Source organism: Caballeronia arvi (assembly GCF_001544695.2).
In the GTDB taxonomy this organism is placed as follows: Bacteria; Pseudomonadota; Gammaproteobacteria; order Burkholderiales; family Burkholderiaceae; genus Caballeronia; species Caballeronia arvi.
In genome coordinates this window covers 32,299-51,485 of sequence record NZ_FCOM02000023.1, presented here as the reverse complement: position 1 = coordinate 51,485, position 19,187 = coordinate 32,299, and the positions used below count along the sequence as shown (strand labels likewise).

Sequence of the window (19,187 nt, the reverse complement as noted above, 5' to 3'; positions counted from 1 at the left end):
TTTTACGTTTGCGCGCGGGAATGCGACGCGGCCACGATTTCGAAAGCAGCGTGCAATTTAACGGCAAGGGGTGCGGGATCTTTAGGCGCGGCGCCGCCGGTCATCGCCATGCTCAGAAACGCGCCATCAACTGGAAGCCGAACGTGACGCGCGCGGTCGTCAACCCGGAAGGCTTGTAGATGGGCGTACCGGCGAAGAGGTCGTAGCTGAATCCGGCGAATTTCGACGGCACGCCGCCGCGCAAACCGATGACCGCGCCCGCGAGCTGCGTGCCCGCGAGAAACGCCGTATTCGGTCCGTACACGCGGCCATAGTCGATGCCCGCGTAGAGCGACTGCCCCGTCTGTCCGAGCGGCGCCTGCAACTCGTTGCGCCAGTAAAAGCCCTTTTCGGCCGCGAGCATCTGTTCGCCGTCGAAGCCGCGCACCGTGTAGCGGCTGCCGATGGTCAGATCGTCGACATAGAAGAGCGTGTCGTTCGTGTACTGACCGTGCATCGTGCCCACGTAGCGGAAATTCTGCTTGCCGATCGCGAACGGCACCGACAGGTTCAGATCGAGCACTGCCATGCGGAAGCGATAGGTCGGATCGTAGGGCTTGGTCGGCTCAGTCGGCGCAATGTTCGGATTCGGTTCGAACACGGGGCCCGGCTGCGCGCCGAATGCGCCGATGCCTTGCCGGTACGCCAGTGTGCCGTCGAACTGCGCGCCGCCGAAGTAGTGACGATCGGTCAGCCCCAATTCGAGGAACGTGTTGTTGCGGTGCTGGACTTCGATTTCCGTATCGTCGATGAAGCTCGCGCCGAAGCGCTTCGACAATTGCAAGTAGCTTGCGAGCACGTCGCTCTGCCCGCGCGACAGGACGCGCTGCAGCTTGAATCCCGCCGACTGCGAATTCCCGCTCGACACGAAAGTCTGATTCGCACCCGCGATCGACTGATAGTAGGTGTTCGTATAGCCGAAGAGCGAGGCGGTCCAGTAACCCCAGGGAATCGAGTAGGAACCGTTGAAGCCGTGAGAGCCGAACTGCTTGTCGCGCAGATACAGATCCTGATTCACGCCCGCGCTGAAGACGTCGTTGAGGCCGAACAGATTGTCGATGCCCACGCTCAGGTTGCCCTGCAGCTTGCCGGTCGAGCGGCTGCCCGAGTTATCGACGGATGCGACCACGCTCCAGGGTTTCGCACGCTTCACGCTGATGACGACATCGCTTTCGCCCGGCGTGTTCGTCGGCTCGATTTTCATGTCGGCGTCCTGGCTCGCGACGCGCTTCATCTGCTCGAGGCCCTGTTCGAGATCGCGCACGTTCAGCACATCGCCGGAACGGGCGGGGAACGCGGATTTCCAACTGCCGGTCGTGTCGGGATCGGCGAAACGCAACTCGTGGATCAAGCCGGGAATGAGCGCGAATGCGAGCGTGCCTTTGGACAGGTCCTGCTCCGGCAAGAGCACGCGCGTGGTCACCATGCCCCGGCTGAGGATGAGTTGTTGCAGTCCCTTCGCGAGCAGATTCACGCCGTCCTTGCCGACACATTGCCCACGGTAGTGCTCCAGCCATTCGCGCGCGAACGCGAAGCGATCGAGCGGCAGCGACGATGCGCCTTGCTGGCGAGCGGCATCGGGCAGGGTCGGCGGGACGTCGAGTGCGAAGCCGGAGATGCGGAAACACGGGCTTTCCGTCGGGAGGGACGGGAAGCCTTTGGCATCGGGGATGTCGGAGCGGACCGCAGGCGCTTCGACCGCGGATTCGCGTTGCTGCGCGTCGCGCTGCTGCTGGACTTGCTGGTCCTGGAGCGCGTTGGCCCGGGCGGCTGCGGCTGCGACTGCGTCGTTGGGCGTGAGGGATTGCTGCGCGTCGACGGAGTAAACGGAAAACGACAACAGAGCGGCAAACGACAAGGTCGCGCCGCGTCGAATCAACTTCTTCTGCACTTTTTATTCGTTTCTGGATGGGCCGCGAGGTACTGCGCGCCGGATGGATCGGCGGTGGGCCATGAGGCTGCCGAGAGAGGCAGGAATATGTCAGATTCGACTGACTATCGACATGAGTAAATTCTCAATGTCTTGAGACGTTGGGTTTTAAACCAGAGAAAAAAGCGCCCCGCATGACCGTAGTCATGCGGGGCGTTCGACCACTAGCGAACCCGTCGAATCAATGCCCGACCGGCTCCGTCGATTTCAGGTCGCTCGTCAGGGCCGTCTGCGGATGCGCGGCCTGCTTGATCAGCAACGCGACCGCCGCAATGATTCCCGCGACCGCGATCGTCGCGAAGATGGCACCGAAGCTGAAGTGCTGGCGCGTCAGTTCGGCGACGAGGAACGACCCCGCGATGCCGCCGAAGCGTCCGATGCCCAGCATCCACGCGACGCCCGTGCCGCGCCCTTGCGTCGGATAGAACGCTGCGGCGAGCGCGGGCATCGACGATTGCGCGGTATTCATCAGCACGCCCGCGAGGAACACGACGAGCACCAGCATGCCCACGTTGCCCGCCGCCTGGCCGATCAGATACACGCTCACGGCGGTGAGCGCATAGCACGCCGCGATGATGCGGTTCGCGTTGAACTTGTCCATCAGCACGCCGCACAGCACCGCGCCGACGCCGCCCAACGGGAACAGCGCGGAAATCAGCGTCGCCTTTTGCGGCGGCAGACCCGATTCCCTGAGCAGGATCGGCATCCAGTTGATCGACGCATAGAAGATCACGAGGCCCATGAAATACGTGAGCCACAGCATGACCGAGCCGACGATGTACGAGCGCGACAGCACCACGCCCATGCCGCTCTGCCCGGCCGCTGCGGGCGCGGCTTCGGTCATGAAGAACGAGCCGGCCTGCATCGCGTCGGAGGAAATGCGCGCGAGCGTCGCACGAATCTTCTCGACGGGCTTCGCCTTCGCCACCATGTAGCGCACCGATTCCGGCAGCGTCGCGATCAGCAGCACCGACAGCACCAGCGGCGCGATGCCGCCCAGCATCAGCACGCTGCGCCAGCCGAAATGCGGAATCATCCAGGCCGCGAGAAAGCCGCCGAATGCAGCGCCCAGCGGAAAGCCGCAGAACATCAGATTGATGAGCGTCGCGCGGCGGTTGTCGGGGCAGAACTCGCTCATCATCGTGACGGCGTTCGGCATCGCAGCGCCGAGGCCGATGCCCGTGACGAAGCGCAGCGCCGTCAGTTGCGTGATGTCGGCCGAAAACGCCGACGCGAGACACGCGACGCCGAAGATCAACACCGACGAAAGCAGCATCGCGCGGCGGCCGAGCCGGTCCGACAGCGGCCCGGACAGCAGCGCGCCCGCGGCGAGGCCGAAGAGCGCCGCACTCAAAACGGGCGCGAGCGCCGGACGGCTGATGCCCCATTCGGTCACGAGCGATGGCGCGATGAAGCCGATCGCGGCGGTGTCGAAACCATCCAGCAGGACGATGACGAAGCACATCCCGAAGATGAGCCACTGAAACGGCGAGAACGGATGCTCGTTGATGAACGTCTGTACGTTCACGGCAGGACTTCTACTCACTTCATTCCCTTTTCGATGATGGGCGCGCAACCGGCGAAACGCGCACCCCGGACCCAAAATGTTCGCTGGACGAACAGCGATTCACATAGCGAACTCGCGCTGAGGGTACTGAAGAAGCTTGCGCTTCGTCAACGCGGGCTTACCCGCGTATGACAAAGCGCCGGGAATGAAGCGCGAGGGTAAGGTAATGAGTCAGGCCACGCGGCGTCCGGCGCGCCAGGTTTCACGCGGCACCTGCACGTTGTCGATCGCCGCCACACGCACGAAATCCGCACGCAGGCCGGTCGCGACGGCGCCGCGGTCCGCGAGGCCCGCCGCATGCGCCGGCGCCCACGAAACCGTGGCGACCGCGCGCGGCAGCGACCAGCCCGCCTTGGCGACGAGATCGAACACCGCGATCAGCAGGCTCGAAGGCACATAGTCCGACGACAATATATCGAGCAGCCCTTCGTTCGCCAGCTCCAGCGCCGACACGTTGCCCGAATGCGAGCCGCCGCGCACGACGTTGGGCGCGCCCATGATCGTCGCGATGCCGTGATCGCGCGCGGCTCGGGCGGCTTCGAGCGTCGTCGGGAATTCGGCCAGCGCGATACCGTCGCGCGCCGCTTCTTCGACGTGCTCGACGAGCGTGTCGTCGTGACTGGCGAGCGAGATGTTCAAACCCTTGCAACGCGCGACGATATCCGCGCGATGCTTCGCCGCATAGCGCTGCTGATGCTCGGCGAGCTCGGCGAGAATCTTGTTCGCGTGCTCGTCGCTCCACTTGCCGTGTCGCTCCTGATACTTGCGCCACTTCTCGTGATCCTGCCATTGACGCTGTCCCGGCGTGTGATCCATCACCGAAGCGAGCTTGAAAAGCGGGTGAGTCGACAACGAATCGAACACTTCGACGACATCCGTCGTGCCCACTTCGCAACGCAGATGCAGGAAGTGATCCGCGCGCAGCAGATCGCGTTCGACGAACTTGCCGATCGACCTGGCGCAGGAAATCTGCAACTCGCGGCCACGCACGCCGTCTTCGGGACGCGAACCGACGCCCAGTGCATCGAACACGGTCGTGATGCCCGCGGCCGCCACTTGCGCGTCGTGAACGATGATCGCCGCTTCGTGATTCCACAGCACGCCCGGACGCGGCGCGAGATGCTTTTCGATGTTGTCCGTATGCAGTTCGACGAAGCCCGGCAACAGATAATCGCCGTCCCAGTCTTCGGCCTCGCGCACGGCGGTATGGCCCGGCGCGATCTCCGCGATGCGTCCGTCCTCGACACGCACGGTGCCCACGAAGTCCTCGTCGCGCGTCACGATGCGCGCATTCTTGATCAGCATGTCTGCAACACTCCGGAATCGGTTTGAACGGCGTCCTGTACTGCGGCGCTGGCGAGCCGCACGATGCGCGTCGCGACGCGCGCGCGCGTGTCTTCGTCGTGAAAGATGCCGACGATCGCCGCGCCCTTCTCGCGCGCTTCGACGATCAGATCGGCGACCACGTCGCGGTTCTCGGCATCGAGCGATGCGGTGGGTTCATCGAGCAATAAAAGCGGATGCGCCGCGATCAGCCCGCGCGCGATGTTCACGCGCTGCTGCTCGCCGCCCGAGAACGTCGCGGGCGCGAGCGTCCACAAGCGGCGCGGCACGTTGAGGCGTTCGAGCAAGGCGCTTGCGCGTTCATGCGCTTCGTCTTCGTTCACGCCGCGCGACACGAGCGGCTCGGCGACGAGATCGAGCGACGACACACGCGGAATCGCGCGCAGAAACTGGCTCACGTAGCCCATCGTCGTGTTGCGCAGGCGGATGATGTCGTGCGGCGCGGCTTCGGTCAGCACGGTATGACGTGACGCCTTGCTATCGTCGCGAATGGCGATACTGCCGCGCGTCGCGAGATAGTTGCCGTACATGCAGCGCAAAAACGTGCTCTTGCCCGCGCCCGATGCGCCCGCGAGCACGACGCATTCGCCGCGCTCCACATCGAGCGATACGCCCGACAGCGCCGCGATGCGCGTCCCGCCCTGCTGATGCAGCGTGAAGGTTTTTTCGATATCGCGCGCGCTCAGCATCAGCGCATCATTCGCGACGAATTGATTACCGAATGTCATCATCACCTCAAACCGGCAGCACGGACGCAACGAGCGTCTGCGTATAAGGATGTTGCGGATCGTCGAGCACCTGGTCCGTGAGTCCGCTTTCGACGACGCGCCCGTCCCTCATCACCATCAGCCGATGCGCAAGCAGCCGCGCCACGCCGATATCGTGCGTGACGATCACCGCGGCGAGATGCAGCTTGCTCGTGAGCGTGCGCAGAAGATCGAGCAGACGCGCCTGCACGGAAACATCGAGGCCGGCGGTGGGCTCGTCCATGAACACGAGGCGCGGACCCGTGACCAGATTACGCGCGATCTGCAGGCGTTGCTGCATGCCGCCCGAAAACGCCGAAGGCAGTTCGTCGATGCGCGCGGCATCGAGTTCGACGCGGTTCATCCAGTCGGCGGCGGTCTCGCGCAGACGGCCATAGTGACGTGCCCCGATCGCCATCAGCGGCTCGCCGATGTTCGCGCCAGCCGATACGTTACGCCGCAATCCATCGCGCGCGTTCTGATGCACGAAGCCCCATTCGGTACGCGACAAGAGACGTTTGCGCGGTTCCGCAAGTGTCAGAAGATCGAGCGCTTCGCCTTCGCGCGTCGTGTACGTGAGCGCGCCGCCATTGATCTCGCTGCGCAACGCGAGCGCATTCAGCAAGGTCGATTTGCCCGATCCCGATTCACCGACGATGCACAGCACTTCGCCCGGATAGACATCGAGATCGATATCGACGCAGCCGCCGCGTCCGTCATAACGCTTCGTGAGGCCTGTCGCCTTGAGCAGTGCGTTCATCGTGTCACCTCGTCGTCATCGCGGCGGCTGTGGCAGTAGTCGCTGTCGGAACAGACGAACATGCGCTTGCCCTGATCGTCGACGATCATCTCGTCGAGAAAGCTATCGCGCGAGCCGCACAGCGCGCACGCGTGCTCCCACTTCTGCACGCTGAACGGATGATCCTCGAAGTCCAGGCTCTTCACTTTCGTATAAGGCGGTATGGCATAGATGCGCCGTTCGCGTCCCGCTCCGAACAACTGCAATGCGGGGTTCATGTGCATCTTCGGATTATCGAATTTCGGTATCGGCGATGGCGATGTGAGATAGCGCTCGTTCACCATCACCGGATAATCGTAGGTCGTCGCGATGCTGCCGTGCTGCACGATATCCTCATAGTATTTCACGTTGATGAGGCCGTAATCCGCGAGCGCGTGGAGCTTCCTGCACTCCGTCACGCGCGGCTCGAGACGAAACAAAGGCTCGGGCATCGGCACCTGATAGACGATGATCTGTTTATCCGTCAATGGCGTCTCGGGAATGCGGTGACGCGTCTGCACGATGGTCGCATCGGCGGTGCGCGTAGTGGTCGCCACACCCGCGGTGCGCGCGAAGAAGCGGCGAATGTTCACCGCGTTCGTGGTTTCATCGGAGCCCTGATCGATGACCTTCAGCGTATCGCGCTCGCCGATGATCGCCGACGTCACCTGCAAGCCGCCCGTGCCCCATCCATACGGCAGCGGCATTTCGCGCGACGCGAACGGCACCTGATAGCCCGGCACCGCCACGGCCTTGAGCAGTGCGCGGCGGATCATGCGCTTCGTCTGTTCGTCGAGATACGCGAAGTTATAGCCTTCGGTGAGTGCGTTCATGCCGCGTTCTCCTCGTTGCTGTCCGCACCATGCGCCGCGCGCAAACGGCGCAGCAATTCCAGTTCCGATTGGAAGTCCACGTAATGCGGCAGCTTCAGATGCTGCACGAAACCGGACGCTTCCACGTTATCGCTGTGATACAGCACGAACTCCGGGTCCTGCGTGGGCGAGCCAACGGTTTCACCCAACTCTTCCGCACGTAATGCGCGATCGACCAGCGCCATCGCCATTGCCTTGCGTTCCGAATGACCGAAGGCGAGGCCATAACCTTGCGTGAACGTCGGCGGCACGTCACCGCTACCCGCGAACTGATTGATCATCTGACATTCGGTGATGTCGATTTCGCCGATCTCGACCGCAAAGCCCAGTTCATCGATATGCATTTCCACCGCCACTTCTCCGTGACGAATCTCGCCGGCAAACGGATGGCTATGCGCATAGCCGCGCTGCGTCGCATAACCGACCGCGAGCAGAAAGCCTTCGTCGCCGCGCGCGAGATTCTGCAAACGCGTCGATCGATCGACGGGAAACGACAGCGGCTCGCGCGACAAATCGCCCGGTTCCGGCGCGTTTTCATGCGTGCGTTCCTGTTCGATCAGGCCTTCTCTGTCGAGCATGGAGAGCACGCGCGGCATCGCGTCCGCTTCCGCCTTCTTCGCTTCTATAGCCGCATCGTCAGCGTGTCCGCCTTCTGCGAGCAGCGTGAAATCCAGCAGACGTTGCGTGTAGTCGTACGTACCCCCCAGCATCTGTCCGCCGGGAATGTCCTTGAACGCCGCCGAAATACGACGCTCGACGCACATCGCTTCGGTATCGATCGGCAGTGTGTAGCCGAAGCGCGGCAACGTCGTGCGATAGGCACGCAATAGAAAAATCGCTTCGACGAGATCGCCCGCGGCCTGCTTGATCGCGAGCGCGGCGAGGTCTTCGTCGTAGACGGAGCCTTCGGTCATCACCCGCGCGACGGCGAGGCGCATCTGCTCGCGAATCTGCGCGACGGACAACTCGGGCACCGAAACATCGCCGCGGCGCTTTTTCGCGAGCACGTCCCATGAACGTTCGATGGCGCGTTCGCCACCCTTGACCGCGACGTACATCAGTTCACCTCCACATGCGTCGTGCGCGGCAGGCCGACGAGCGCGCCGCCCGCGACGAAGTAGCAATCGATGCCGCACGGAAAGAGCGCCGTGAGCGCCGCGCGCTGCTGCCAGAATTCACGCGTCAATCCCGCGATAGCCACCGTGCGCGATCCGGCGATGCCGGGGCCGCGCCACACGAGCGGCTCGCCTTCGGTCAGCGACGGCACGCGGATGAACAGCGTCGCCGCATCTTCGGGCGACTCCGGCTCGCCATGCGAGAACGCATCGAACGCAGGCATGGTGCGCGCATCGTCGATATAGGCGAACGCGGCCTCGTGGCGATCGCTCGTCAACGGCGCGCTCGCATGAAAGCGCAGCGCATCGCCGAGCACCTTGTCTTCACGTTCGATATGCACGGGCGTCGAATAATCCGTGATCGCCAGCAGCGACGCGAACGCAGCGAGCGGCACGCGGCCCGCGAGCGCGTCGCGCATTGCGTGGTTGTCGGGCAACGCGGCATCGATCGCGACGATGCCACCGGGGCGCGACAGCGCATCGAGCAGCGCACGGAACACACGCTGCGCGTCGTGCACCGTGTCGTTGAAGCCGGGCACGAGCGTGGTCATGTCGATCTGCATCATTCGCCTCTCACCATCGTGAAGAATTCGACCTTCGTTGCGGCCGCTTCGGCTTGCTTGCGCTGCCGTTCATCGGCGATGCACGCGGCAAGCGGTTCGATCAATCGCGTCTGCAACTTGTCCGCGTAACGCGGCATCTGCAACAGCGCATCGGCGAGCGCGGCGAGCGTCGCGCGCTCCTTGTCGCGGCCCATGTGCACCGCAACGCCGACCGGCGCGCTGCCGTCGTCGGTACGCAATCGCAGCGTGGCGCGCGTGACGGTCGTTTCGCCGAGATTGAACGCATCGCCCGTGCCACCGATGCGGGCGCGCACCATCGCAAGCCCGATATCCGGCGCGCGCAGCCATTCGTAGGCGGGCAAGCGCTCGCCGTCGAGCGCGGAATCCAGCGCCTGTTGCAGCGCATCGCGCGGCGTGCGGGCGAGCACCGCCATCCATTCGCGGCGACCCTGCGCTTGCGGCTCCATCGAAGTACTCATCGCTTTCCCTATGTCTGGAAGATACCGGTCATCGCTATGCTACTCGTTGTCTCATCTAGTCGTCTAGACGTTTGGTCATGTGATGGATCTTTCACATTTCCATCACGAGTTGCGCACTACAATCCGGGAGAACGATATTCAAACCGACAGGAATGACAGCGCAATGACATCGAACGAAAATGCGGCGCCTCATGCGGTCGAGCGCGGCGCAGGGGTCGCGGTCTGGCGGCAGATCGAGCAGATTCTCGCCGCCGAGATCGCCGCGAAGAGCTTCGGCGAGGAAGGACGCCTGCCGAGCGAGGCGGAGCTCGCCAAACGTTTCGACGTGAATCGCCATACCGTGCGCCGCGCGATGCTGCGGCTCGCGGCGACCGGCCTCGTGAGCGTCGAGCAGGGGCGCGGCACCTTCGTGCAACCGGGCGCGATCGACTATCAGATCGGCCGTCGCACGCGCTTCACCGAGAACCTGCGCCGGCAAAAACATGCGTCGGCGGGTGTTGTGCTGACGTCCGAGCGCGTGAAGGCCGATCCGACCGTCGCGAAGGCGCTCGGCGTGCGCGCCGGCACGCTCGTCTATCAGATCGAAACGCGCCACGATTCCGACGGCGTTCCGATGACCTATGCACGCAACTGGTATCCGGCCGCGCGCTTCAACGAACTGCCCGCGGCCATCGAAGCGGCGGGCGGCGTGAGTGCCGCGCTCGAAACCTTCGGCGTGAAGGATTACACGCGCAAGTGGAGCCGTATCGGCAGCGTGCTGCCCTCGTCGGATGTGGCGCGGCGCTTGCAGATCAATCGCCAGCAGCCGGTGCTGTGGGTCGAGAACGTCGATGTCGATGAGACCGGCGTGCCGATCAAATACGGCATCACGCATTTCGCGGCAGACCGCGTGCAATTGATGGTCGAGCACGATCTATGAAAGCGACGCATACGAAGACCGATAACCCGCGGGTCGCGCTCTACTACGCGCCGCCCGCCGCCTCCGCATGGTGGCGCGAAGGCTGCGAATGGCTCGGCCGCGATCCCGAGAGCGGGCTCGAAACCGCGACTCCCGCATATGCACTTACCCACGCGCCGCGCCGCTACGGCTGGCATGCGACGCTCATCGCGCCGTTTCATTTGGAGGCGGGCATCGAACTCGAAGATGTGCTCGCCTGCGCGCGCATCTGGGCGAGCTCGGTGCCCCGCTTCGAGATGCCCGTGCAAGCGGCGGAACTAGGCCGTTTCGTCGCGCTGCGTCCCGAGCATTCCTACGACGAAGAGTGGATGCGCACGCTCGCGGGCAGCGCATTGCAGTCGCTTTGCTCGCTGCGTGCGGCGCCATCGTGGGAAAGCGTCGAAAAGCGCATCGCCGATGGCTTGAGCGCACGGCAGACCGCGCTCGTGCGTGAATGGGGCTATCCGTATGTCCTCGACGAATATCGCTTCCACATGACACTCTCCGATTCGCTCGACGACGCCAACGCGCGGGCATCGATCGTGTCGGAATGGACGCGCCGCATCGATACGCTCGGCCCGTTGCCGATGCATGGCGCGGCGCTCTTCATCGAGCCCGAGCCGGGCGCGCCTTTCACGCTATGGCAGCGCCTTCCGTTCAACAACGCACAGGATGTCGTGGCATGACCCGAGTCGACAGCGCCAGGCTGATCTACGTGATGGGACCCTCGGGCGCGGGCAAGGACTCGCTGCTCGGCTTTGCGCGCGAACGGGTGGGCGCGCGCGTGATGTTCGCGCACCGCTACATCACGCGTGCGGTCGCGGACGGCGAGAACCACATCGCGCTCTCGCATGACGAATTCGCATCGCGGCTGTCGTATGGCCTCTTCGCGATGCATTGGGAAAGCCTCGGACTGCGCTACGGCATCGGCATCGAGCTGGACGCGTGGCTCGCGCGCGGCATGCCCGTCGTCGTGAATGGCTCGCGACAGCATGCGGAACTGGCGCTCGAGCGTTATCCGGACGCGCGCTTCGTGCATATCGATGCGGCGCCTTCAGTGCTGGCCGCACGTCTCGCGCGACGCGGACGCGAGAACGCCCGCCAGATCGAAGCCCGTCTCGCACGCCGCCCGGCGTTCGAACTGCCCTCGCATGCGCGTGTCGTGAAGATCGACAACTCCGGCATGCTTGCCGACGCCGGCACGCAATTCCTCGACTTGCTCGCGTTCGCGAGCCGCGTCTAAGGCTCTTCTGCCTCCGCGCCGCTTCTAGTCCCTGTGGATAAACCTCGATTCCAGGCCGGGGCAGATAACCATTACCGCCGGCGAGACTTTCGGCTCCCCCGCCACGGCCCGCCCACAGGCGAGCAGCAGCGCCGTACCACATCTACTCAGACGTGTACGGGGTGAAGTCCATCAAACGGATCGACGGACTAACGTTTCGCCGGCATTGCGCATTTTAAGAGAATTCCCATTCTTAACATTGCTTGCCATCACGTAAATCGACGTTTGATTTATCGCTACCTCTCGAAATGGTTGTGTGATAGGTTTCCCGCGCCTAAATGAAGAGTCTCGACTTTGTTTGTGCGCGCGTCTGTTTGAATATCGTTGTCTGATTCACGCCAATTAGCAAACCTATCAATCTACAACCTGTTTAGGATGATTAAGTTGAAAGCAAGAGACGCCTTTCTCGCTGCGAGAGAGAAGGAATTCATTGGACAGCACCAGCTCTATTATCTGGACGTGCTCGATGCACCGAGTTCGGCAACGGCCGACGTTTTCGAGTTCGAAGGGACTGAGGCCATTGGCGATGTAACGCGCTATACAATCCGCTGGACTCACTCTTCGCATGAACTTTCGCCGCGTGAATACATCGGCAAGATGGGTTCATTCCTGATTCAACCGCCAACTCTAAAATGGGGGAAGCCGGAGTCTCCGCGGCGCAAGTACGGCGTGGTAACGGCATTCGCGAAGCTCTCCACATCAAAGGATCAGAGCACTTACGAAGCAGTTTTAGAGAGCCGCCTCTCAATTCTGAGAAATGCGAAGAAAGTTCGCTTCTTCCATCACATGAGTGAGCCGGAAGTGATCCGTCAGATTCTCAAGGAACACAATTTCAATCAGATTTGGGCGCGCTTCGAAATTTCGCTCTATCGCTCTTATTCGAAGCGCGACATTATCACGCAGTGGGAAGAAGACGATTTCGCGTTTGTTCAACGCTTGTGCCGAAGGACGGGGATTTGGTTCGTCAGCGAAGAAGGCGAGCATTGTGAGGTGGTACGCTTCGGCGACGATCTGACCCACTATCGACGCGACGCCAGCCACGAAAACCACCAGTTCCCGATCCTATTTCAGCCTGAAGCGGGCATGAACACCCGCGGCATCGAGTCCGTCAAGTCGCTGGAGATGCGCGCCCGGAGCATTCCGTCGTCCTATCACGTCCGCAGCTACAACTATCGTCAAGCGCCGTACCCCATCGAAGCGACGGAAGAGTTTCATCCGAAGTCTGGTGACTCTACGATGTACGGCGAACAATATATCTTTGGCCTACCAGTTCAGAACAAGGAAGATGCCGGACGTCAGGCGCTTTTGCGACAGGAAGAAGCGCTCGCACAGCAGATTGAGTATCAAGGCAAAAGCGATGCGCTGGACATGGCGCCGGGCCGCGTATATCAGTTCAGCAATCATCGTCTGACAGATGCCAAATATGGTCTGCTCATCACGAAAACGATATGCAGTGCGTCGCGAGCGAAGGGATACGAAGTTCGTTTTACCGCGATCCCGTGCGATCGGCTTTATCGCATGCCGCTGCAAGAATATTCTTGGCCGAAAATCGGCGGAACAATAACGGGAACAATCGCCTCGACGGAAGGTTATAGCGGCCCGTTCCTCGATCAGCACGGCGAATACGTTGTCGAATTCCACGCCAATCGAGACCCACGCCTAGCGGGTTTGAATAGTTGCTTGCTGAGGCTCGCCAAGCCTTTCGCGGGGAAGTATCAAACTGGCTTTCACTTCGGGTTGCTACCGGGGTCTGAGGTGGCGGTTGCCTTCTTCATGGGCAATCCCGACTTGCCTTATATCCTGCACGCCCTGCATAACTCTAAAGATACGGACGCCGTCAACTCAGAGCATAAATGGCGAACGCGCAATGTCATTCATACGGAGCGAAACAACACGCTCCAGTTCGAGGATCGTATCAATCAGGAGCATGTCAAGCTCTCGACGGAATACGGCAAGTCCCAACTCAATCTTGGTCATGTCGTAGACAGTAAGGGCGAGCCACGCGGATTCGGATATGAGCTCCGAAGCGACATGAAAGGCGTCGTCCGCGCCGGAGACGGGCTGCTGTTGACCGCAGAGGCGCAAGTGAAGGCAACCGGCAAGACGATCGACATGACCCGCGCTGAGCAGGTTCTGAACGTCACCGAGCAGCAAGCCCAAGGCTTGGCGCAAGCCGCTTCGCTCGCAAAAGCGGACTCCCCCGACCTGCGCGCTGAAATCGAATGGCTCAAGAGCGAGCTCGCGGGACTGAAAAAGCCTGTCGTCGCGGTCTCCGCGCCGGCCGGTGTCGCCATTGCCACACCCGACCGCGTAATGATCGCGGCCAACAAGGACATCACCAACACAGCATCCGGGCGCTTCAGCGTCAACGCGATGAAAGGCATTGCTCTGGCGGCAAGTGAGGCGGTGTCGATCTTCGCTCATAAGCTTGGCGTCAAGCTGTTTGCCGCTCGCGGACCAGTGCGGATTCAGGCGCAATCCGACGTCATGGAGTTGGTTGCAGAAAAGAACATGCAGCTATGCAGCGTCAACGGCACGCTGACTGCGAATGCGTCGAACGGCGTGGTACTGAGTGGCGGCGGATCAGCCTACATCAAGATTCAGGGCGACAACGTTGAGATAGGTGGCACGGGTCGTTTGATCCTGAAGATCATCGACATCAAGAAGGACGGTCCCGGCGCGCTGACGCTGCCTAAACCCCACTTCGATCAGATCGACATCAGCAACGATGAACGCTACGTCCTGAGCGATCAATTGACGGGCCGTCCGCTCAGTCAGAAGCCCTACAAGATCACGCTCGCCAACGGCGAAGTGGTTGAAGGCATGACCAACGCAGCCGGCGAGACGTCCGTTACGAAGGAACAAGCCGCGCAAGGCATCAGGATGGTACTTAAGAGGGCGAGGAAGCAATGACAACGCAAAACAACGAAGCCAATCAGGCGACGCAAGCGACGACCGACGCACGAACCGAGAACGCAGAACCGCAACGCTATGAGCATCCGTTCGCGACACGCGTCGTGCCGCGCCAATACGATCATCTCGGACGCCCGTTTTGGGAGTCTTATCTGTCGCCTACAAGCTATGAGGTACGCGCCGAGGCTCAAGTCATGCCGCACCTACCGGGCGTCATTATCTTTGTGCATGGAGTGAATTCGGAGGGGGAATGGTATGACAGGGCTGAAAAATCTATATGTGAAGGTCTGAATGAACGGCTAAATCTTTCCGAAGAAATGTCGCTCACAACGAACACGTACGATGACCGCGATTCAAACGACAAGCCCCGAACTCGCTATATAAAAAAGGCCGGGCGCTCACCCGTCATCCGCTTCTACTGGGGCTATCGAGCCAAAGATGGCCAGGAAAAGAAATGGCGCGTTGCGCTGCGAAATGACGCAGGCGTTGATGTCTGGAAGTCCCACCCGAAGCAAGACAAAGGACCATGGTACTGGGGCGGCGGTCCGTTCCAGAACGGCACGAATAACCTTCAGCAACTATGGAGCGGTGAAGGTTTCAAACGCTGTGTCTTCGGCGTCGATCTTCAAAAGCTGAATACCGAGGCCGATCGATACCTACAAGACGCACCGCCGCGCGACTACTACTCGCACGCCGCTAAGCGCCTCGCCGATCTGATCGATGACATCCGAATAAACTCACCGCGCGACACCATCACGCTCATGTCTCACAGTCAGGGGACGATGATCGCCTTGGCAGCGACTACGCTTTGCAAGACACGCGCGCCCGATGCGCTGTTTGTCATGAACTCGCCTTTTGCCCTTGATGACAAGCTGACCGATGCTTTGACTTGTAGCACGGAACGCCCGACGCACGAGGCGCGCTTGAATACCTTCCGCATGATTGCGGGACGCATCAAACAAGACAAGTTCACCTTCGACGATAACCTGATGGAAAAACTTCATGTCGGTGCAACGCCCGACATGAATTTCTGGCGGCCGAATGTGCGTGTGCGCGACCGTCCCGAACGCGACAACCACGGGCGGCTGTACGTGTACTTCACGCCTCACGATCGCGTAATGGGGACCGCTCCGCTTCGGAGCATCGGTTGGCAAGGCATTCCTACCGAGCTACTCGATGAACTGAACGATACCGTCAAGCAACGAATGCTCGCGCGCGTTACTCCTGTAGGCGACGAGCCGAGCACGAAATCGTTCGGCAAACTGCCGCCAATTCAGGACCCGGTTAAGGGTGTCTTGCCGTACGAGTTTTGGAACGGCAATCGAGGCTTTCCGTTGAAGCTTTGGGCTATACCGCCGCTCGATCAGACCGTCAAGATCAACGCCGAAGCCGTGCCGAATCCTCTGACTGCTGAGGACATGCGCCTCTTCGAGAAATCAAGGAACGTCGAACCTAAAATGGGCGACACAGACTCAGAAGGTCGTCTCCTCGATCCCTCCAATCCATATCTCGCGTCGACGCAAGACCCGCACCGGACTGTTGAAGTCGACAATGATCCATATACGACAGGACGGAGCTTTAGGCGCGAAACAACGGAAGAGATGAATGAGTTTCTGAATAACTACCGACCTGAGCCAACAAACCACAGTACGGTTCCGGGCGATACCGAATTCATGAAGCGCGTCGTTGCTTATGACTTGCCCGTGGGCTTCTGTGACGCCTATGAGGATGTCGAGTTCTGGACCAGACTGATGAAGCGTGCTGACTGGACACAGGGCTACGACGCCTATTTCGAAACGGGCCTGTTCGAATCGGTTGACAAGCCCTCGTTGATCGACTGGAAGACAGTCAATGAGGAAGTCAGTGCAGCGGATGCGCGAGAATGGCAAGCGAAGCAGTATTCGAGGCCGTAAAGCAACGGACGGCATAGCAGAGGAAAATACAAAACGATTAACAAGGCAAGAAAAGAATGAAGAAAACAGCAATTTATGGCGCGCTACTACTCGCTCTGCCAGGTTGTGCCGGACAGCAGGCTCAACCTGCCCCCTTTGTCTATGCAGACTTCGTTTCGGCAAAGGAGTTGCCCTATGATTCACCGCCTCAGGTTATCTATCGAATCGATGACCACCGCTTCATCTCGCTTGAACGTTATAGAGACTGCCAACACGGCGAGACCTTCTATAACGACACCTTGCAAGGCATCAGAAAGAGCTTTGGTAGAGGCTTCCGGGAGAACTATCAAGGTAGGTTGATTATCGCGGATTCAACTGGGAAGAACTTGGCATTTCCCGCGTCGCTACCCCCACATACAGCCTGCAATGATCGTGGATGCACTATGTATATTGCGGTGTCCACAGACGGCGGAAGGACGGTCCAAAGCATCCGGTATATGAGAAGCTTTGATCCATTTTCAGACTCTAAGGACTTCACCATTATCGTTAGCGAGGATGCTCTGTATGTCGGGGAGAAGATCAGTGACACCACTGGAAAGATGTCAGTGGACAAACACCCACTGATTCCGGGGTATCGCTATGGTGAAGGCGGGCCGTTGCCGGAAGGGCGCAAGATTGAGCGGGGCGTTGCTCTTCCTGTTGGCCTGCGCACCCCTTCTGGTCAAGACCGCTATTCATGTGACGCCTCGATCCGCCCGACCAACCCCGACGCACCGCTCAAGTAGAAGGCGAACATGACCAAACTTGTATGCTTGGATGATCCCACGTCGCACGGCGGAAACGTCATCACAGCCTCGTCCACGTTCGATCTTGACGGCCGAAGAGTCGCACTGCTGCGCGACATCGTTTCGTGTCCAGAGCACGGCGATAACCCGATCATCGAATCGGGGGAAGGTTACGACGAAGGCGGCCGGAAGTGGATCGTTGACGGTTGCCGCTCGCAATGTGGCAGTGTCGTAAGAGCAACCTCAACGGGGATGGACGTCGCATGAATCCCGGCTGGATCGTCCCGGACGTCCCTAAACATGAATATGGCGAGGCTCCGCCACTCTGGATTCCCATTGCTGCGTTCGTCCTTATGCTCGCGGCGGGAATCATCATTACGGTTCTCAACTGGAAACAAGGTGAGTCTATTGCCTCGGCGAAATTCTTTTTCCGGGCGCTCGGCGTACCTTCGCTGCTATGGTGCGCCGTGTGTGGATTGATTTACAACGGCCAGGAGGAGTGGATAAAGCGCGTTGACTGGTGGAACTACCTGTGTGATCGCGAACACGCGGAGTGGCGCTACTGGACTCAAGCGCACTGGGGCGTTGTCGACAGTGTGGCTGTGACGCCCGAGAGCGATCTGGCGCAGCGCCTACTCGGTCTGAAAGGGAGCGCACCGAACAACGCGAACCAGACTAAACCGTTGCCGCAAGACGAAGCCGCGCGCGGCCAGTCACGCAGCGAGCAAGTCATCGAACGGTTGGTCACGCCCTTCGCGGGCTATCTGACACGTTTTGCCGGCTCGCGGGACTTCAGCATTGTCTTGGTGTCGGAGGTCGAAGGCCAATTGACAGAGCTTCGCGCGGCGCTTAAGGCGCTCAACATTCGCAACATGGACTTGGTGAAGGTGTCGCGCATCGAGCCGTCCAAGGAGGCGGCGCTAGGCGAGGTACTGTCGAAGGCTTCGACGGTTCCTGATTTCTGCCTGATGCTCGGATGGCAGTTGCACACCGAAGACAGCGAACCGCTATGGTCCGAAGCGGGAGCGGCCTTGTTGCTCGCGTCGCCTTCTTCGCTGATCCGCAACAAGATCAAGCCACAGGCGCGCATGTTCCGCTCGATCCACGCCGCGTCCGATGCAGTCTATGACGCGTTGAAGACGCTGTTAGCGGCAGCCCCGACACCGATCGAGCGCATCAAGCACCTATGGCTAAGCGGCATGCCTGCGCACGACCGTAACGCCACGCTCGCAGCGGTGAAGGACGTCAAGTTGGATGTCGGAATCCACGACGTGGATCACGCGATAGGAAAGCCGGGGCCGATCAACTCGCTCCTGCTGCAAGCGCTGGCCGCCGAAATGGTGCAGCACGGACAAGGCGCGCAACTGATCGCCGCGCCCGCTCAGCAAGGCGTGGCGCTCAATCTGGTCGGCGCGCAGCCCGCGCCCGTAGCGTCCGCATTTCCCCCATCGATTTCGCCTCTTGCAGCGTCAACGACATTCGGAACGCTCGGCCCGATCATTCTGATGCTTGTCTTTATCGAATCGGAAAAAATCGGCAACGCCTGGTTTTGGGGCGTCGTCGTGTTCTATCTGCTGACCTTGGGGATCCAAGTTATAGGCGGCTACGGGATACGCGACGGCGTGACAGATGATTTTAGGGCGCAGCTACGGCAGTTAGGGAGAGCGTAGCGGAGGAAACAGGCGGGATTGCAGTGTCGAGCCGTGCGAGCGCGCGGGCAGCGCCACGTCGCCGTGCCCGCCCACGTCGCTCACATCGATCTCGTTGTCGCGGATCACCACCAACGTACAGACGCGTTCAACCGATCGATGCAACGCCTGGCGGCGCGGTTTCGGCTTCTTCTCCGCGTATACCCCCGGTTGCAAGTGGAATTTCATTCGTCGACACTTCGCAAATAGATTTGCGTTAAATTGAAATATGCAAATCTGTTTGCAATCACTTCGAC

The 19,187-nt window shown here is 60.8% G+C and carries 18 protein-coding genes; 8 read left to right on the top strand and 10 right to left on the bottom strand.

The genetic code is table 11. The features are described 5' to 3' along the window. Positions 1–112 precede the first annotated feature (112 nt). From AWB74_RS23535 to phnG, 9 genes are all read right to left on the bottom strand, one after another. A complete protein-coding gene (locus AWB74_RS23535; RefSeq protein WP_235024664.1) occupies positions 113–1,930 on the bottom strand; it encodes a ShlB/FhaC/HecB family hemolysin secretion/activation protein in 1,818 nt (605 codons plus the stop codon). Between the two features lie 220 nt (positions 1,931–2,150). After that, positions 2,151–3,515: an MFS transporter gene (locus tag AWB74_RS23530; RefSeq protein ID WP_061149115.1), complete on the bottom strand. Its 1,365-nt coding sequence runs from the start codon at positions 3,513–3,515 to the stop codon at positions 2,151–2,153. Positions 3,516–3,707: 192 nt separating this feature from the next. Then, positions 3,708–4,841 (bottom strand): alpha-D-ribose 1-methylphosphonate 5-triphosphate diphosphatase, encoded by a 1,134-nt coding sequence (locus tag AWB74_RS23525; RefSeq protein WP_061149114.1) that lies wholly within the window; start codon positions 4,839–4,841, stop codon positions 3,708–3,710. Continuing rightward, a complete protein-coding gene (phnL, locus tag AWB74_RS23520) occupies positions 4,835–5,608 on the bottom strand; it encodes a phosphonate C-P lyase system protein PhnL (RefSeq protein WP_061149154.1) in 774 nt (257 codons plus the stop codon). The genes AWB74_RS23525 and phnL overlap by 7 nt, the downstream gene beginning before the upstream one ends. A gap of 7 nt (positions 5,609–5,615) precedes the next feature. Further along, positions 5,616–6,386: a phosphonate C-P lyase system protein PhnK gene (gene phnK / locus AWB74_RS23515; RefSeq protein WP_061149113.1), complete on the bottom strand. Its 771-nt coding sequence runs from the start codon at positions 6,384–6,386 to the stop codon at positions 5,616–5,618. Beyond that, complete coding sequence (locus tag AWB74_RS23510) at positions 6,383–7,237, bottom strand: alpha-D-ribose 1-methylphosphonate 5-phosphate C-P-lyase PhnJ (RefSeq protein WP_061149112.1); 855 nt, start codon at positions 7,235–7,237, stop codon at positions 6,383–6,385. The genes phnK and AWB74_RS23510 overlap by 4 nt, the downstream gene beginning before the upstream one ends. Continuing rightward, the gene (locus tag AWB74_RS23505; protein WP_061149111.1) at positions 7,234–8,334 is read right to left on the bottom strand and encodes a carbon-phosphorus lyase complex subunit PhnI; all 1,101 of its coding nucleotides are present in this window, start codon (positions 8,332–8,334) and stop codon (positions 7,234–7,236) included. The genes AWB74_RS23510 and AWB74_RS23505 overlap by 4 nt, the downstream gene beginning before the upstream one ends. Next, positions 8,334–8,957 (bottom strand): phosphonate C-P lyase system protein PhnH, encoded by a 624-nt coding sequence (gene phnH, locus AWB74_RS23500; protein ID WP_061149110.1) that lies wholly within the window; start codon positions 8,955–8,957, stop codon positions 8,334–8,336. Before phnH ends, AWB74_RS23505 begins: the two co-directional genes overlap by 1 nt. Next, the gene (gene phnG / locus AWB74_RS23495; protein ID WP_061149109.1) at positions 8,954–9,433 is read right to left on the bottom strand and encodes a phosphonate C-P lyase system protein PhnG; all 480 of its coding nucleotides are present in this window, start codon (positions 9,431–9,433) and stop codon (positions 8,954–8,956) included. The genes phnH and phnG overlap by 4 nt, the downstream gene beginning before the upstream one ends. 163 nt (positions 9,434–9,596) lie before the next feature. Here phnG and phnF point away from each other — a divergent pair, with 163 nt between their 5' ends. The 8 genes from phnF to AWB74_RS23455 all read left to right on the top strand — a co-directional run bounded on the left by phnF (position 9,597) and on the right by AWB74_RS23455 (position 18,912). Further along, a complete protein-coding gene (gene phnF, locus AWB74_RS23490) occupies positions 9,597–10,352 on the top strand; it encodes a phosphonate metabolism transcriptional regulator PhnF (RefSeq protein WP_061149108.1) in 756 nt (251 codons plus the stop codon). Then, a complete protein-coding gene (locus AWB74_RS23485; RefSeq protein ID WP_061149107.1) occupies positions 10,349–11,056 on the top strand; it encodes a DUF1045 domain-containing protein in 708 nt (235 codons plus the stop codon). Before phnF ends, AWB74_RS23485 begins: the two co-directional genes overlap by 4 nt. Beyond that, positions 11,053–11,613 (top strand): phosphonate metabolism protein/1,5-bisphosphokinase (PRPP-forming) PhnN, encoded by a 561-nt coding sequence (gene phnN / locus AWB74_RS23480; RefSeq protein ID WP_061149106.1) that lies wholly within the window; start codon positions 11,053–11,055, stop codon positions 11,611–11,613. Before AWB74_RS23485 ends, phnN begins: the two co-directional genes overlap by 4 nt. 423 nt (positions 11,614–12,036) lie before the next feature. Next, complete coding sequence (locus AWB74_RS23475) at positions 12,037–14,565, top strand: type VI secretion system Vgr family protein (RefSeq protein ID WP_061149153.1); 2,529 nt, start codon at positions 12,037–12,039, stop codon at positions 14,563–14,565. Next, positions 14,562–16,478 carry a T6SS effector phospholipase Tle3 domain-containing protein gene (locus tag AWB74_RS23470; protein WP_061149105.1) on the top strand — a complete coding sequence of 639 codons (1,917 nt, stop codon included), beginning with the start codon at positions 14,562–14,564 and terminating at the stop codon, positions 16,476–16,478. Before AWB74_RS23475 ends, AWB74_RS23470 begins: the two co-directional genes overlap by 4 nt. A gap of 56 nt (positions 16,479–16,534) precedes the next feature. Next, the gene (locus AWB74_RS23465; RefSeq protein ID WP_061149104.1) at positions 16,535–17,242 is read left to right on the top strand and encodes a T6SS immunity protein Tli3 family protein; all 708 of its coding nucleotides are present in this window, start codon (positions 16,535–16,537) and stop codon (positions 17,240–17,242) included. A 9-nt stretch (positions 17,243–17,251) separates the two neighbouring features. Beyond that, complete coding sequence (locus AWB74_RS23460) at positions 17,252–17,509, top strand: PAAR domain-containing protein (protein ID WP_087039160.1); 258 nt, start codon at positions 17,252–17,254, stop codon at positions 17,507–17,509. Beyond that, the gene (locus tag AWB74_RS23455) at positions 17,506–18,912 is read left to right on the top strand and encodes a hypothetical protein (RefSeq protein ID WP_087039159.1); all 1,407 of its coding nucleotides are present in this window, start codon (positions 17,506–17,508) and stop codon (positions 18,910–18,912) included. Before AWB74_RS23460 ends, AWB74_RS23455 begins: the two co-directional genes overlap by 4 nt. Here AWB74_RS23455 and AWB74_RS23450 read toward each other — a convergent pair. Then, entirely contained in the window at positions 18,898–19,119 is a 222-nt protein-coding gene (locus AWB74_RS23450) for a hypothetical protein (RefSeq protein WP_061149102.1), read from the bottom strand. The two genes, AWB74_RS23455 and AWB74_RS23450, sit on opposite strands and share 15 nt — an antisense overlap. Between the last annotated feature and the right edge of the window lie 68 nt (positions 19,120–19,187).

Excerpts from the sequence above, each read along its gene's own strand:
- AWB74_RS23525 (WP_061149114.1), bottom strand. The coding sequence starts at position 4,841 with ATGCTGATCAAGAATGCGCGCATCGTGACGCGCGACGAGGACTTCGTG.
- phnL (WP_061149154.1), bottom strand. The coding sequence starts at position 5,608 with ATGACATTCGGTAATCAATTCGTCGCGAATGATGCGCTGATGCTGAGC.
- phnK (WP_061149113.1), bottom strand. The coding sequence starts at position 6,386 with ATGAACGCACTGCTCAAGGCGACAGGCCTCACGAAGCGTTATGACGGA.
- AWB74_RS23510 (WP_061149112.1), bottom strand. The coding sequence starts at position 7,237 with ATGAACGCACTCACCGAAGGCTATAACTTCGCGTATCTCGACGAACAG.
- AWB74_RS23505 (WP_061149111.1), bottom strand. The coding sequence starts at position 8,334 with ATGTACGTCGCGGTCAAGGGTGGCGAACGCGCCATCGAACGTTCATGG.
- phnH (WP_061149110.1), bottom strand. The coding sequence starts at position 8,957 with ATGATGCAGATCGACATGACCACGCTCGTGCCCGGCTTCAACGACACG.
- phnG (WP_061149109.1), bottom strand. The coding sequence starts at position 9,433 with ATGAGTACTTCGATGGAGCCGCAAGCGCAGGGTCGCCGCGAATGGATG.
- phnF (WP_061149108.1), top strand. The coding sequence starts at position 9,597 with ATGACATCGAACGAAAATGCGGCGCCTCATGCGGTCGAGCGCGGCGCA.
- AWB74_RS23485 (WP_061149107.1), top strand. The coding sequence starts at position 10,349 with ATGAAAGCGACGCATACGAAGACCGATAACCCGCGGGTCGCGCTCTAC.
- phnN (WP_061149106.1), top strand. The coding sequence starts at position 11,053 with ATGACCCGAGTCGACAGCGCCAGGCTGATCTACGTGATGGGACCCTCG.
- AWB74_RS23470 (WP_061149105.1), top strand. The coding sequence starts at position 14,562 with ATGACAACGCAAAACAACGAAGCCAATCAGGCGACGCAAGCGACGACC.
- AWB74_RS23465 (WP_061149104.1), top strand. The coding sequence starts at position 16,535 with ATGAAGAAAACAGCAATTTATGGCGCGCTACTACTCGCTCTGCCAGGT.
- AWB74_RS23460 (WP_087039160.1), top strand. The coding sequence starts at position 17,252 with ATGACCAAACTTGTATGCTTGGATGATCCCACGTCGCACGGCGGAAAC.
- AWB74_RS23455 (WP_087039159.1), top strand. The coding sequence starts at position 17,506 with ATGAATCCCGGCTGGATCGTCCCGGACGTCCCTAAACATGAATATGGC.
- AWB74_RS23450 (WP_061149102.1), bottom strand. The coding sequence starts at position 19,119 with ATGAAATTCCACTTGCAACCGGGGGTATACGCGGAGAAGAAGCCGAAA.